15 protein-coding genes and 1 tRNA gene are annotated in these 14,218 nt (G+C 57.8%); 5 read left to right on the top strand and 11 right to left on the bottom strand.

The annotated features are described in order from the left end of the window. Window positions 1-62: 62 nt before the first annotated feature. The 3 genes from phoH2 to CAURIM_RS04795 form a co-directional block, all read right to left on the bottom strand. Complete coding sequence (phoH2, locus tag CAURIM_RS04805) at window positions 63-1,421, bottom strand: RNA 5'-3' helicase PhoH2 (protein ID WP_070730939.1); 1,359 nt, start codon at window positions 1,419-1,421, stop codon at window positions 63-65. 334 nt (window positions 1,422-1,755) lie between these two features. Continuing rightward, window positions 1,756-2,394, bottom strand: a complete 639-nt coding sequence (locus tag CAURIM_RS04800) for an LGFP repeat-containing protein (RefSeq protein WP_201828437.1) — start codon at window positions 2,392-2,394, stop codon at window positions 1,756-1,758. A gap of 126 nt (window positions 2,395-2,520) precedes the next feature. After that, window positions 2,521-3,222, bottom strand: a complete 702-nt coding sequence (locus tag CAURIM_RS04795) for a LysR family transcriptional regulator substrate-binding protein (RefSeq protein ID WP_201828438.1) — start codon at window positions 3,220-3,222, stop codon at window positions 2,521-2,523. Window positions 3,223-3,320: 98 nt separating this feature from the next. Between CAURIM_RS04795 and CAURIM_RS04790 the strand changes: the two genes are divergently transcribed. Next, window positions 3,321-3,677: a DUF5997 family protein gene (locus CAURIM_RS04790; RefSeq protein WP_236659422.1), complete on the top strand. Its 357-nt coding sequence runs from the start codon at window positions 3,321-3,323 to the stop codon at window positions 3,675-3,677. On the opposite strand, the gene glyA is transcribed toward CAURIM_RS04790, so the two are convergent. After that, the gene (gene glyA / locus CAURIM_RS04785; RefSeq protein WP_201828439.1) at window positions 3,674-4,975 is read right to left on the bottom strand and encodes a serine hydroxymethyltransferase; all 1,302 of its coding nucleotides are present in this window, start codon (window positions 4,973-4,975) and stop codon (window positions 3,674-3,676) included. The two genes, CAURIM_RS04790 and glyA, sit on opposite strands and share 4 nt — an antisense overlap. A 196-nt stretch (window positions 4,976-5,171) precedes the next feature. On the opposite strand from glyA, the gene coaA reads away from it, so the two are divergent. Then, window positions 5,172-6,098 carry a type I pantothenate kinase gene (gene coaA, locus CAURIM_RS04780; protein ID WP_070447050.1) on the top strand — a complete coding sequence of 309 codons (927 nt, stop codon included), beginning with the start codon at window positions 5,172-5,174 and terminating at the stop codon, window positions 6,096-6,098. 17 nt (window positions 6,099-6,115) lie between these two features. Here coaA and CAURIM_RS04775 read toward each other — a convergent pair whose 3' ends face one another. Genes CAURIM_RS04775 through mca form a run of 3 tightly spaced genes read right to left on the bottom strand, consistent with a single transcriptional unit; the run spans window position 6,116 to window position 8,095 of the window. Continuing rightward, a complete protein-coding gene (locus CAURIM_RS04775) occupies window positions 6,116-6,886 on the bottom strand; it encodes an isoprenyl transferase (protein WP_070447051.1) in 771 nt (256 codons plus the stop codon). Window positions 6,887-6,907: 21 nt separating this feature from the next. Next, window positions 6,908-7,201 carry a hypothetical protein gene (locus tag CAURIM_RS04770; RefSeq protein ID WP_010187365.1) on the bottom strand — a complete coding sequence of 98 codons (294 nt, stop codon included), beginning with the start codon at window positions 7,199-7,201 and terminating at the stop codon, window positions 6,908-6,910. Window positions 7,202-7,204: 3 nt separating this feature from the next. After that, entirely contained in the window at window positions 7,205-8,095 is an 891-nt protein-coding gene (gene mca / locus CAURIM_RS04765; protein ID WP_201828440.1) for a mycothiol conjugate amidase Mca, read from the bottom strand. A 92-nt stretch (window positions 8,096-8,187) separates the two neighbouring features. Between mca and CAURIM_RS04760 the strand changes: the two genes are divergently transcribed. From CAURIM_RS04760 to CAURIM_RS04750, 3 genes are all read left to right on the top strand, one after another. Continuing rightward, window positions 8,188-8,679: a DUF4307 domain-containing protein gene (locus CAURIM_RS04760; RefSeq protein WP_070447054.1), complete on the top strand. Its 492-nt coding sequence runs from the start codon at window positions 8,188-8,190 to the stop codon at window positions 8,677-8,679. A 117-nt stretch (window positions 8,680-8,796) separates the two neighbouring features. Beyond that, on the top strand, window positions 8,797-9,318 hold the full coding sequence (gene greA / locus CAURIM_RS04755; protein ID WP_010187368.1) for a transcription elongation factor GreA: 522 nt from the start codon (window positions 8,797-8,799) through the stop codon (window positions 9,316-9,318). A 49-nt stretch (window positions 9,319-9,367) separates the two neighbouring features. Then, entirely contained in the window at window positions 9,368-9,625 is a 258-nt protein-coding gene (locus CAURIM_RS04750; RefSeq protein ID WP_070447056.1) for a hypothetical protein, read from the top strand. Window positions 9,626-9,719: 94 nt separating this feature from the next. Here the strand turns inward: CAURIM_RS04750 and CAURIM_RS04745 are convergent, their stop codons facing one another. The 4 genes from CAURIM_RS04745 to CAURIM_RS04730 form a co-directional block, all read right to left on the bottom strand. Next, window positions 9,720-11,150, bottom strand: coding sequence for a hypothetical protein (locus tag CAURIM_RS04745; RefSeq protein WP_236659293.1), 1,431 nt, complete (start codon window positions 11,148-11,150; stop codon window positions 9,720-9,722). Window positions 11,151-11,551: 401 nt separating this feature from the next. Then, entirely contained in the window at window positions 11,552-12,223 is a 672-nt protein-coding gene (locus CAURIM_RS04740) for a hypothetical protein (protein ID WP_201828442.1), read from the bottom strand. 839 nt (window positions 12,224-13,062) lie between these two features. Further along, window positions 13,063-13,863: a Bax inhibitor-1/YccA family protein gene (locus CAURIM_RS04735; protein WP_201828443.1), complete on the bottom strand. Its 801-nt coding sequence runs from the start codon at window positions 13,861-13,863 to the stop codon at window positions 13,063-13,065. Between the two features lie 255 nt (window positions 13,864-14,118). Beyond that, window positions 14,119-14,195 (bottom strand) — tRNA-Leu (locus tag CAURIM_RS04730). Window positions 14,196-14,218 lie beyond the last annotated feature (23 nt).

The following is a 14,218-nucleotide window of genomic DNA, read 5'->3' as shown; positions in this document are numbered from 1 at the left end:
ATTACTGAGCGCACTGCGTTAATGCCAAGCTGAGAGCAGGCAGATCGCCATTCGCGAACGCGTTAATTCTCACCCTCCAACAAATCGGTGACGAGCTCCGCAATGGCCGAGCGCTCAGAGCGCTGCAGGGTCACATGCGCAAAAAGCCCATGCCCCTTGAGTTTCTCAATGACCGCCTGCACACCATCGTGGCGGCCAACACGCAAGTTATCGCGCTGGGCAACGTCATGTGTGAGAACCACACGGGAGCCGCGGCCCAGTCGCGAAAGGACTGTGAGCAGCACATTGCGCTCTAGTGACTGGGCCTCGTCGACGATAACGAAGGAATCATGCAGGCTGCGGCCACGGATGTGGGTCAGTGGGAGAACTTCCAAGAGGCCGCGGTCTTGGACTTCCTCCATGACGTTTTCGGATACCAACCCTTCCAAAGTGTCATAGACTGCTTGGGCCCAGGGGTTCATCTTTTCGCTCTCCGAGCCCGGCAGGTACCCCAAGGACTGTCCGCCCACCGCATACATCGGGCGGAATACCACGATGCGGCGGTGCTCACCGCGCTCCAGAACTGCCTCCAAGCCAGCACATAATGCCAGCGCGGACTTACCCGTGCCCGCTCGGCCGCCGATGGACATGATGCCCACGGAAGGATCTACTAAGAGGTCCAGTGCAACGCGCTGCTCGGCGGAACGGCCTTGCAGACCGAATACATTGCTATCCCCACGCACCAAGCGAACAGTGCCCTCAGCCGTCATGCGTCCCAGTGCTGACTGCCCGCCTGCCTGCAGAGTCACGCCACAGTGCACCGGCAGGTCTTCGACGCGGGTGCCGGCGGTGGTCACGGAGCCGTCGATAAGCACCTCGCCTTCCCCGTAGAGCTCATCGATGACCTCGGCGCTGGTGGGCACGATGGCCATGCCGGTGTAGCCGGTGAGCACGACATCCTGCGCATGGTACTCATCGGCCTGCAGGCCCACAGCACCGGCCTTGACGCGCAGCGGGACATCCTTGGTTACCAGAACGGTGTCCTTGCCTTCATGCTGCAAGTTCAGCGCACACGCGAGAATTCTGTGGTCTCCCTCCGGCCCGCGGAAGGCCGCCGGCAGCAAGGATTGATCCTGGTGGTTAAGCTCCACGCGCAGCGTTCCGCCTGCGGCATTGACGGGCAGCGGCTGATCCAGAGCTTCGTAAGTGGCGCGGAGGTCCTCCAAAAAGCGAAGAGCTTGGCGGGCGAACCAGCCAAGCTCCGGGTGATGACGTTTTCCTTCCAACTCAGAGATAACGACGATGGGCAGAACCACATCGTGCTCTGCGAATTTACGCAACGCCCAGGGGTCGGAGAGAAGGACGGAGGTATCGATGACATAGGTCTTGGTTGCCACAGCGGCCTCGTGCGGCTGCTCGGTCAGGACGGAAGGATTGGTCATAGCGGCAGGGTTCTCCCTTTTTATGCCCGTCCCAACTCATCGACCTGGGAGGGCATGGTGAAGCTGGTGATTGTCGAACTGCCCGGAAACTGCACTTAACCTCCGGACACCGTCCACGCTAGAGAGCGAAGGTTGAAATTACATGGGTGCAAGATGAACAGTTTTTAAACGGCATTCACCGCAGTCACACCATTCCCACAAGTTGGGAGTAGTTTATTCTTTCGCGAAGCCGTGACCATGGAAAACAGCGACAGGCTCCGCACCGATCTATCAGTGCGGAGCCTGTCTTAGAAGCTCAACGGGCGGTTAATCCCGCTACATGCGAGCTAAGCCTTTAGTTGATCGTGGCCTCGTACTCGCCGGACTCACCCTGCAGCCAAGAGATAGTGCCGTTGGTGAACTCCTGTACCCAACCGTTGCCCTCGGCCTGCTCCGGGGCAGTCGGCAGGCCTACCTTGCTCTCAAGGCCGCCTTCCTCGGTCCAGGTCTCGGCGATCTTGCCAATGATCGGCTGGGTGCCTTCGCCCTCAGCGAATGCCAGCAGCTTGTCCTTGGCAAAAGTTGCAACGCTGCCCTTGTCGGTGGTCTCGATGGACTCCGGGTCGCCCCACTCAGCAGCCTTCTCCTTGAGAGCCTGAGCGAAGTCGGCCGGGACCTCTACATCACCGTTGGCGGTGGATACGCTCTCCTTGTCGCCCTCAGCGCCGCCCTCCGAGTCGGCAGAATCTGCTTCAGAAGAGTCAGCATCCTCTGCACCCTCAGCATCAGAAGGATCGGCGGACTCGGAGTCCTTCATGGAATCCTTGGCGTCCTGAGCAGCAGAGCCGGCAGCACCGGTAGCGTCGGACGCGGCGGACTGTGCGGCGTCGCCAGCATCCTTAGCGGCATCCTCAGCATCCGAGCAAGCAACGACACCCAGGGACAGGGTGGCGGCGGCGATACCAGCAGCGAAACGACGAGTCATCTTCTTCATTCTTAAACCTTTCTCTTCTAGTTGAGCACTGTTCTAAGTACTTTTGTTGAGAACGAAACCCACCGTAGGCGTAGCCAACACGTCTTGCCACCATCGAACCTGTGATTTGACAACAAAGAGACTTATTTATCGGCGTTTCCGCTGTTGAGAACCCCTATATCTTTTCGATAACGGTTTGGAAATCGAGCCCTTGTGAGACTTTCCTTGGGCCTTTCTGCGTTCTTGCTTAGCCTTTGCTTTGTCCCGGGCGCTGCGCTTCTCAGCCGTGTTGCGGGAGGAATTCCGCGTCCTTCCCTTTGCCACCCCGACGAAATCCTGAATCTCGTCACCATCATCAGCCCGGGGCCACACCAAAGCGATTTCTGTGCGCGCAACGGAAGGGTCCTCTAGCCCAAGTGCGACTACCTGCTTCTTGCTCAGCACCTTAAGCAGTGGTCGAGGCGCGATGGCCACGCCCACGTTGGCTGCCACGACCTGGAGGGCGGTGCGCAGGGCTGGAACGTCGACACTGCCGTCCCGCGCAATCCGGTAGTTCACGATCTCTTCGGCAACATCCGCTGGCGCAATGTCCTCCCCTACCTCCGCATAGACCGAGTCTTTCGGCACCGCAATACCAGGCGCCTCCTCATAAAGACGAACCACATGGAAGCTGTCATCAACCCGCGAATCTGGCAGGCGGGTCAGTGCGAGGTCTGCCTCATGCGCGAGAAGAACCGCCAGCGCATCATCGGCGGCGACGGTCACCAGGGACTCGGGGGAATGCGAGTCACGGTAGCGGCGAAACCACTTACCGGGTTCTGTACCAGTGGAAAAGACAAGGCGGAGCATGCACCTCATACTACGGTGCTGCTAGCGTGGTGAGCGTGACTGATACCCCGAATAAGGAAACCCCCAACAACGAAACCCAGCAGCCTTCCGGTACCGCCATGCGCGCACAAACCGCAGCCAAGAAGCTGGGCATCTACCTGCCGGCCACCCCGGAGGAGTTTCAAGCCAACGCAGTAACCCACGCGCAACTGCGCGACTTGCAGGAGAATCCGCCGGAATGGCTGGCTAACCTGCGTCGAGAAGGCCCCCACCCGCGCCCAGTGGTGGCACAAAAGCTGGGAATCTCCGTGACCGCGCTGAAGAAGAACGAGATGGACCGTCCTCTCACCACCGCGGAAATTAAAGAACTCCTCAGCGCGATGCCCGAGTGGCTCGAAGCCGCTCGGAAAGCTCACGCTGAGGAGCGCTCGAATGAGCTCTCCCAAGAAGAGCCAGGAGAGCGCGGGAAAGCTTAGACCAGCTTCCAATCCTCAAGACCGTCGTAGAGCGGGAAGTCTGCGGCGACCTTCTCCACGCGAGCGCGCAGCTTGGCGACGTCCGCGTTCTTACCGTTTGCCAGCGCAGTACCGATGACATCGGCCACCTCGGTGAAGGCCGCCGCGTCGAGGCCGCGGGTAGCCAAGGCCGGGGTACCGATGCGCAGACCAGAGGTAACCATCGGCGGGCGCGGATCATTCGGAACCGCATTGCGGTTCACGGTGATGCCGACCTCGTGGAGAAGGTCCTCCGCCTGCTGGCCATCGAGCTCGGAGTTACGCAGGTCCGCCAGCACGAGGTGCACGTCGGTACCACCGGTGAGGACGTCGACACCTGCCTTGGTGCAATCCTCAGCGGTCAGGCGCTCACCCAAAATGCGAGCACCTTCCAGGGTGCGCTCCTGACGCTCCTTAAATTCCTCGGTGGCCGCAATCTTGAGGGCGATAGCCTTTGCCGCGATGACGTGCATGAGCGGTCCGCCCTGCTGGCCCGGGAAGACGTTGGAGTTGATCTTCTTGGCAAAGTCCTGCTTGGCCAAGATGAGGCCAGAGCGCGGGCCACCAAGCGTCTTGTGCACGGTGGAGGACACAACATCGGAGTGCGGCACCGGGGAGGGGTGCAGACCGGCGGCCACGAGGCCCGCGAAGTGCGCCATATCCGTCCACAGGTACGCGCCGACCTCATCGGCGATGGAGCGGAAAGCCTCGAAGTCGATGGTGCGCGGGTAGGCGGACCAACCAGCAATGATCACCTGCGGCTTTTCTGCCAGAGCTTGTTCGCGCACCTTATCCATGTCGAGGCGCATGGTCTCCGGGTCAACCTCGTACGCGGCAACGTCGTAAAGCTTGCCGGAGAAATTCAGCTTCATACCGTGGGTCAGGTGACCGCCATGCGCCAAGGATAGGCCCATGATCTTGTCACCCGGCTGGATCAGCGAAGCCAGCACAGCAGCGTTGGCCTGGGCACCGGAGTGCGGCTGGACGTTGGCAAAATCAGCGCCAAACAGCGCCTTGGCGCGATCGCGAGCCAGATCCTCCACGACGTCGACGTGCTCGCAGCCGCCGTAGTAGCGGCGTCCCGGGTAGCCCTCTGCGTACTTGTTGGTGAGAACAGAACCCTGTGCCTGTAGAACCGCGCGGGGGACGAAGTTCTCCGAGGCAATCATCTCGAGGGTATCGCGCTGACGAGCAATCTCACCGGAGATAGCATCGAAGACCTCGGGGTCAAGATCGCGCATCTCCTGGTAGCGCACGTCTGAATTGTTCGTAGTCGTCATGAAAGCGTGGTGTCCCTTCCTAAAGATGGTCAAGATCGCCGGCAGTGTCCGCCCGCAGCACAACACCACCGGCTTGAGAAATCGCCGAAGCTAGTTCTACATCCTAACGCCCGCATCCCCCGCGCGGGGGCCTCTAGGAATCTTTTCATTCGGGGCAATTGCACTAGGCACCCGATGCAGTGCGACAATAGTCGGCATGGCGCGAATGACCGATGCGAGCCCGTACCTCGATTTTGACCGTGATACGTGGCGTGCCCTACGTAAATCCATGCCACAGGTGCTCACGGCAAACGAGGTGGAAAAACTCCGCGGCATTGGTGACCGCATCGACCTCACCGAGGTAGCAGAGGTGTACCTCCCCCTTTCGCGTCTCATTCACATGCAGGTGGAGGCCCGCCAAAAGCTCACCGCAGCCACGGAGGCCTTCTTGGGTAACCCACCGACGCACGTGCCCTTCGTCATCGGCGTCGCTGGTTCCGTTGCCGTCGGCAAGTCCACGACAGCACGCCTGCTCCAAGTGCTCCTTGAACGCTGGGATTCCCACCCGAAGGTCGACTTGGTGACCACGGACGGCTTCCTCTACCCCACCGCCTACCTTAAAGAACACGGGCTAATGCAGCGCAAGGGCTACCCGGAGTCCTATGACCGCCGCGCACTGATGCGTTTTGTTACCGACGTTAAATCGGGCAAACCCCTAGTCACGGCCCCGCTCTACTCGCACGTGTCCTATGACATCGTCCCCGGGGAATTTCAGGAGGTTCGCCAGCCGGACATCCTCATCTTGGAGGGCCTCAACGTCCTACAAACCGGTCCGACCCTCATGGTCTCCGACCTGTTCGACTTCTCTGTTTATGTGGACGCCCGAGTCGACGACATTGAAAAGTGGTACATTGACCGCTTCCTCAAGCTCCGGCACACCGCTTTCCGCGAGCCGGGTGCGCACTTCGCCTCCTTCGCGGACATGACGGATGAGGAAGCCTACGTGCAGGCCCGAGAAATCTGGCAGTCCATCAACCTGCCCAACCTTATTGAAAATATTTTGCCCACCCGAGTGCGTGCTTCCTTGGTTCTACGCAAGGGCTCACACCATTTGGTGGAGCAAGTGCGGATGCGCAAGCTCTAGGCGGGGGCATCATCGGGCTAGCGCCCAAAGCGGCGTGAGCGCTGCGAATAATCGCGCAAAGCGCGCAAGAAATCTACCCGGCGGAATGCGGGCCAATACGTATCCGTAAACCAAATCTCTGAATAAGCAGCCTGCCACAGCAGGAAGCCGGACAAACGCTGTTCACCGGAGGTGCGGATCACAAGATCTGGGTCCGGCAAACCTTTGGTGTAGAGGTTGCCCGTGATGGCCTCTGCCGTCACGTTCTCCGCAATCTCCTCAGCGCTCAATCCCTTTTCGGCTTCGCTACGAATGAGACTCTGCACGGCATCAACGATTTCTTGACGCCCGCCGTAGCCCACCGCGATGTTCACGATGACGCCCTGGTGATCTTCTGTGGCTTCAGCAGCGCACTGCATTTTGGCGGTAACCTGTTCAGGAAGCAGATCTAGGTGTCCCACGAGACGGATTTGGCAATCCAAATCGCCCTGGGAAAGGTGCGTGACAACATCAGAAATGATGTCAAAAAGCAGCTGCACTTCCTGCTCGCTGCGCTTCAAATTTTCCGTCGACAACAGGTAAATAGTGACGACCTCAATGTCAGTGCCTTGGCACCAAGAGATCATCTCACTAATTTTCCGCGCTCCCTGGCGGTGACCGTGGCTAATATCCGTAAAGCCCGCCTCGCGCGCCCAGCGGCGATTGCCATCCGCCATGATTGCCACGTGGCGTGGCTGCGGTTTGTTCTTAATCTCACGCGTTAGACGCGCCTCATACAGGGGATATAGGAGCTGGCTTAGGAACTTCACGGTGGGGAAACGTCCTCTGCGTTAAAAGATGGACTTCTTACTGTTATCGAGGATGCCGGCTTCCTTCATAGCCGCATCGACCGCCTCATCATCGAAAGGATCAATGCCGTGATCCTGCGCGAACATGGTACGGCGGCGGAAACGCGAGTAGCGGCGGTGAAAATTCCAGCCTGCGAAGAGGACGGCAACGCCCATCAGGGCAAGAATGAGCAAACCGATGGGCGAGGCCTTACCGAACTCTGGTCCTACCGGCCCGCTTTGGCTCCCCTGGGCGAGCAGGGCGACGTCATGCGCCGCGAAGTACAAAGCGTTCATGTTTTAAGCCTCCCCTACTTCCGGGATTCCCGCAAATAAATCATCCTCCGGCAGCGCCGTCGAAACGCGGGTCTTAGCCAGCTCAAATTCCTCCGTAGGCCAGTGCTCCTGCTGCACGGACACCGGAGTCGCAAGAAAGGCACCGGCCGGATCAATTTGGGTGGCGTGTGCGCGGAGAGCGTCCTCCCGATTTTGGAAGTAGTCCGCGCACTCTACCTGCGTGGTCACTCGCGCCATGATGTCACCGAAAGCGGTATCCCACCGCGCAAGCATCGGCTCATAAGGGCTCACCTTTCCTTCCTCCACAAGGAGGTCGTGGAAAATCTTCATCCTTTGATACACAAAGCCGTGCGTGTAGTAGAGCTTCAGCGGCTCCCACGGCTCCTCCAATTCTGGGTGGTACGCGGAATCGCCCGCCTTGTCCCACGCCAACATAGACGCTCGGTAGACCATGAGATGATCCGGGTGTGGGTAGCCGCCATTTTCGTCATAGGTAATGATGACGTGGGGGCGGAACTCACGGATAATCTCCACCAGCTCTTGGGCTACCTCATCATCTTCCTTGAGAGCAAAGCAGCCCTCGGGGAGCAGGTCCTTAATATTAGGCGCAAGCGGGTTGCCGGGAAGGCCCGAATCCACGTGCCCAAGCCAGCGGTGTTGCACGCCCAAAGCAGCGGCCGCTTCCGCCATTTCCTCTCGACGAATACTGCCCATATTCTCAAGGACACCAGGGCGGTCCATGGCCGGGTTGATAATATCCCCACGCTCACCACCGGTACAGGTGACGACGAGGACCTCCGCCCCTTCCGCAGCATATTTCGCGGTTGTCGCCGCACCCTTCGAGGATTCGTCGTCAGGGTGCGCGTGAATAGCCAAAAGGCGCTTTGTACTCACTGGGTGCTACATCTCCCTAGATTGCTTCTTTAAACAGACGCCCAGTCTAATGGATAGTAACTTCGCAGCGACCGTTGGATAGAATCAGACTCATGTCTGACGCCCAACCCGCTTCTCGCTCCGCACGTTCACAGTCTCGATACGGTTCCAAGACACGCACCCCGCGTACAGGAGGTTCCTGGACCAATCGGGCACTGGTGCTGGTGTTTTTGGCCATGTTTGTCGCGGCCATCGTCTTTGGCGTTCAGTACTTCCGCAGCCAGCAGAAGGTCAACGCAGATATATCCTATGTCACACACGAGATCCTCTCCGATGACTCCATGCGCATTTGGGTAGACATCACACGCAACCGCGTTGAAGAACCTGCTTATTGCATCGTGCAGGCTTTTGACTACTCCAAAGCCGAGGTCGGCCGCCGCGAAATTGCCGTGCCGGCCGGCGGCGAGTCTGCCCAGCGCGTCGCAGTGGACATCCCCACCAACCACCCGGCTGTCGCCGGTGGCGTCTACGGTTGTTCTGGAAATATTCCTTCTTATCTCGATACCAGCGCAATGGATACAGCGGGTGAGGCAACCGACAACTAAAAGCCCAGCTGTGCTAGTATGTTGAGCGTTCTGAATGGGCTGCGCCACCTGCACTTTTGCGCCCGTTCTTTGAGAAATAAAAGTGTTCATTAGAAACCGTATACGGAAGGTTGCACTATGGCTGAGCAGCAGAAGCAATACATCACCCCGGAAACCAAGGCCAAGCTCGAGGCCGAGCTGCAGGCCCTGATTGACCACCGCCCGGTCGTCGCCGCGGAAATTAATGAGCGCCGCGAGGAGGGTGACCTTAAGGAGAACGCGGGTTACGACGCCGCACGCGAGATGCAGGACCAGGAAGAGGCCCGCATCAAGCAGATCTCCGAGGTTCTGGCTAACTCCACCACCGAGCGCACCGCCGTCCAGGAGGGCGTTGCCCACATCGGTTCGGTGGTCCACGTTTACTACAACGGTGACGAAGAGGACCGCGAGACCTTCCTCATTGGTACCCGCGCTGCTGCTTCCGACAACAAGGACTTGGAGACCTACTCTGAGCAGTCCCCGCTGGGCGCTGCCCTTCTGGGTGCTGCCGAGGGCGAGACCCGCGAGTACACCGCGCCGAATGGCAAGACCTTGTCGGTGACCGTGGTCTCCGCTGCACCTTATGATTCCGCAAAGGCCGCAACTCCGCGCAAGTCCTAATTTATACTGCTCTTAGGTCACCGTTTTTCTGAGAAAGAGTTTTATCCCCATGAAGAAGTTCACTCGTTTCGCTGCTGCTGGTCTGGTTGTCTCTGCTGGTCTTACCCTTGCTGCTTGCCACCCGCCGAGCGAGCAGGATTCCACTGAAAAGGTCGACACCGGTGCTACCTTCACCGGTGAGGCCCCGGGAGCCGGCGCAGCCGAATCCTCCGAGTCTGCAGATGCCACCGACGTCGTTGGCACCGAAGCTGCCACCGAGACCGCAGTAGCTCCGGCTGAATACACCACTGCCCCGGTTCAGCAGTAAGCTCAACGGCATCTTAAAGCAAGAGCGGCGCCCCGAATAATCCGGCGCCGCTTTTAGCGTTTTGAGGGCACTCCCCCCCTCCACCGCCTTGCACCTAGTTTTCTTCGCGGGCCCAATCCCCAATAACCCCTGGCAGCACCGCAGGGGCTTCGCCTAATAGGTCGCGGCGGTTGGGATCGCGCTCTACCTGCGTGGTAACGGATTTGATTCGCCGTTCACCATCGCCGCCACGTGCCATCCCACCCATCAACGGCATCATGCGCATCCCCGCACCACGGGCATTGCCAACACCCGGCTTCGCACCATGCGCTCCGCCGGCAGCACCCACGACACCACCGGCGTTGCCGACGGCACCAGGACCGGCCACGCCGCCCATGCCACCCACACCAACGGCACCACTGCCTGCATTACCGCCCAGGAGGCCATTGCCGCTTAGCGACGCCCGCCCCTCCCGCTGCTGACCAGCCCCTGTTACGGCCCCGGGAAGTCCACCGAGTACCGGATGCGTTCCGGTCTGTGGTCCGCCGAAGGAGGAATTCAAGCCGCCCAAGCCCGCCGCGGAAGTGGTTGGATTCGCTGATGCCTCCGGCAAACGACCATTGAGTCCCGCAATTCCTCCGGGAAGCTGGTTGCCACGTCCATCAGCGAGACCGACCGATCCCAACCCATTGAGACCACTCGCTGCATAAGGCGCGCCGCCCGGGCCAGGCGTGGTTCCCGCCATTGCACCGTGAACCGGATTTATCCCACCGGTACCCGCACTAGCAGCCGATGTGTTTACCTCGGCTGCATTGATGGGTGCCAGCGCCTCACCAAAGCCTAGGTCGTTGAGGATACTGCGCCCACGGTTTTGCAATTCTCCATGAAACTTCGCGATATCCTCAGCGCCCATCCCGACGCTTTCAAGCCCTTGGATCTGACCATTGGCGACATTGAAGGACCCAGGCCCCACAGCACCACTCTCGATTGCTTCAGCAATCTTTTGGGGCCAGGCAACCCCATCTGTGCTGTACCGGTTTCCGTCGCCCGCGACGGCTCCAAAATGAGTGCTGGTATCCCCACCGCCACTGGGTGGTGCCGCATCCATGAGTGCATGCTGATACGGCATAGCCGAAATCACTTGCTGCTGCAGAACACCCTGCATATAGGTCAATGCTGCTTTTTCAGCAGCTGCGCGTGCAACAGGATCTGGAATTGCGGCCACCTCGAATGCCAAGGCAATGGCTTCGGGTTGAACGTTTACTAGCTGCGCTTGGAAGCCAAATAGCTTCTGCTGCATGACATTTGCGTTGGCGATGAAGTGCGTTCCTGCCTGTGCGACCTCACGAATCTTTTGTGCCGCTCGAGTAGTAGCTTCGCTGTCATTCTCCGATTCTAAGGACGCGGCTGAGCGCTCAAGTCCAGCGACGATATCAGCGACTTCCCCACTCAGCGCTCCCCACCGTGCGTTGGCTTCCGAGACGTCCCAGAAGCGAGTGCTGAACAGATTCGATGCCAGGCCCATAATGGACGCTCCAGGATCCACGATTGGAACAGTAAACCCAAACGGACTGTAGCCCGGGTCTGGTTGTGACACTATCGGCATCGACGATGCCCCACCTCCCCCGCCAGCATCAGCGACATCCAGCCCCCGGCTGGTGAGTTCGTCTTGTGATTCGAAGCTTGCTAATTCAGTTTGAAGTGTCTCCGCTAACCAGGCTAGTTGCGTGTTAAATCCTTTGAGAGAATGCTGGGCAGATCCGGGGTCATTTGTCAGCACGCGCTCGTGGATACCCCCAACATCCTTTATTCCCATCACCGGGGAAAATCCACTATTTAGCGGAGAACGCACCCCATCCGCAACACCTTTGAGCTGCTCAGACAACCCCTTAATCTCGGATATTTGATTGAAAAGGTTTAAGAAGTTTATTTGCATGTTCGCCCCCGTTAGGTTGTAAGCGTATAAAGAATTTCTTCCCCGATCACGCATCGATCGTGATCTTGAGTGGTACTAAAGCCAGTAGATTCAATCATCAAAGTTCCCCCGATGGTCTCTAGATACACTGTGCAAAATAGACGACCAAAATCAGGATCATTCAGGGCAATAACCGGAAGCTTCTCACCTTGATAGACCCGTTGTCCCCCATATTGTTTTTCCAACTCCTGAATGCCGACATCGGTTACACCGAGCCCAACGAAACCAGTTTCTCCCTCTGAATTTTCAATCTGAAAGCCACAGTGAGAATAGCCAGATTCGCGGATACTCGACTCCAAGCGCATAGAGAGTCCCGCTTCTTCTAGACGATTCCTTGGAATCTCCACACAAGGATCAAACAAGCGGAAGCCTTCAGCATGTCGATCAAAATCACCAAGTGGCGGCAGCACCCCATCTCCCGCACGAGGCTCGTCGCGTGAAGCCTGATCCTCTCGCGACCTCGTGGCGGTGGCATCAGCGACCCCCGAGTCCCCTGAGCCACCGCCGGTGTTATCGCCAGGAACATTGTGAAAGTCCCCCGGATTATCACCATGGTCGCGAGCACCTAGACCTAGCGGAGATGCACAGTTTGACAGCACCCCGATACAAACTGCCACCAGCACTAGGCCCCCGATTCGCTTCATGGTTTCCTTTCAACCAATTTTCCTGACCATCAGAAGCCCCTCGCTGAAGCTGAAAGCTTCGAGCGGCTTCTGCGACCAGAATGCATGAGAACTATCAAGATGTCGCGCCAGAGCCAAATAAGATTCATGTAATATTTCCTGACAGAACACCTATTCGACGACATTAATAGAACTTTTATAAATAATCGCTGGTCGTAGCCTGTAAGAAACTTGGACGCCAGCAGTGATCTACATGTGACCGAGCTGCCGATTATAACCAAGTGGGGGTCCCCTAATTACAACACTGTTAACTTTCGGGTGTCGTTTTTCCAATAGGAAAGCAGGAAGCCAACCACCTCATATGATCCCACTAGACAACATCTCAAGCTCCGCTTAAAAGCCCAGCTAGTTCCATCAACACGCAAGGAAATGGCAATGGCACAACAACGCGACACTGCGGTTAGTAACAGTCACACCATTGCCAGCAGACGAGCGGCAACCCACATAACCCCTGATTGACTTCTCTCAAGCTTCGATAAATCGAACATTTCGCCCATAGCCACCAGGAGAACCTTTGACTTCACAAGCATAACTACGTGGATGGCCATCCACGTAGCGCGGGGAAAATGACTAACGCACCGAGCGGAATTAATACACAATCACACACGGGACTGTAGGAACATTCGTGCTAACGGCTGGATAGCTCCGACGGTTTTAGCACTGAGGCGAAAGAAAGAACGCTCCGCCTATAGCCGGCGCTGTGCCCAATAGAAGGTTCGCGGCTCAGAAAAGAAACCGGTGGCCGGAACCACAAAGATTGTGGTGCCGGCCACCGGTTCGCAATAGCGTTATGAGACTGATTAGTCCCTAAAGTAGCTCAGCAGACGAAGAATCTCGGTGTAGAGCCAGACCAAGGTCACAGCCAGACCAAGAGCGATACCCCAGGCGTACTGAGCCGGAGCGCCCTGACGGATAAGGCGATCAGCTTGGTCAAAGTCCGTCATGAAGGACAGCGAAGCCAAGACGATGCAGACAAGGGAGAAGATGATGGCGAGCATGCCGCCATCACGCAGCGGGTTGAAGCCGAAGAAAATAGCACCCAGCATGTTACCCAGCGCCAACACTGCCACACCGGCAATAAGACCGAACATGATCTTGTTGAACTTCGGGGTGACCTTTACCGCACCGGTCTTGTAGACCATCAGCATGCCGATGAATACACCTACAGTGCCCATGATGGCCTGACCGATAAGCGCCATACCATCGGAGTTACCGAAGGATACGCCAGCGAACATGAGCGAGAAGCCGCCCACGAAAAGGCCCTCAAACACGGCGTAAATCAACGTCGCCGCAGCGGAACCAAACTTCTTGCCAAACGTTGAGACGAGAACAGTAATGAAACCGCCCAGCGCACCAACCAGGGTAAGAATCATCGCAATGCCCGGGTTAACCAACTCACCGATGGCAAAGTTGAGTACGGCCATTACGATAATGACGCCAAGAGTAATACCAGTCTTGGTCACGACATCATCAACCGTCAGCGGACGATCGGCGCTACGGTTTCCCTGGTTAAACGGATTGTCGCTCTGACCGTAGGGGTTAACCTGGGTCTGACTTTGGCTGGACGAGAGGGAACTCATGACGGGGTTGCTAGAACGCACGCGAATCCCGATTCCTTTCACAGTCTTTCTCTAAAAAGCGGCCACTCGGGGCCGCCTTGACTTTCAGTTCATTAGGATCAACGCTCCCCATTGCTAGGAAGTTCCCAAAAATCTCAAACTTCGCAAAATTATCCATGCTTAACAGGGAATCGTCGACAAGCACTGCTCTTCCCCACGACAACTGCTCTGATTAGATAGAGAGTTTTTGGGCTTTCAATCTCCACCCCGTGATTGGACCAGCGTTTCCTCTGGTCATGGTGCCCCCAGTGGGACTCGAACCCACACTGAATCGATTTTAAGTCGACTGCCTCTGCCGATTGGGCTATGGGGGCCAAACCGTGCCCATTTATCTTAG

The sequence above is a fragment of the Corynebacterium aurimucosum genome (assembly GCF_030408555.1).
Taxonomy (GTDB): domain Bacteria; phylum Actinomycetota; class Actinomycetes; order Mycobacteriales; family Mycobacteriaceae; genus Corynebacterium; species Corynebacterium aurimucosum.
Note: the sequence above shows the minus strand (reverse complement) of the source record. Positions and strands in the feature narration are given on the sequence as shown.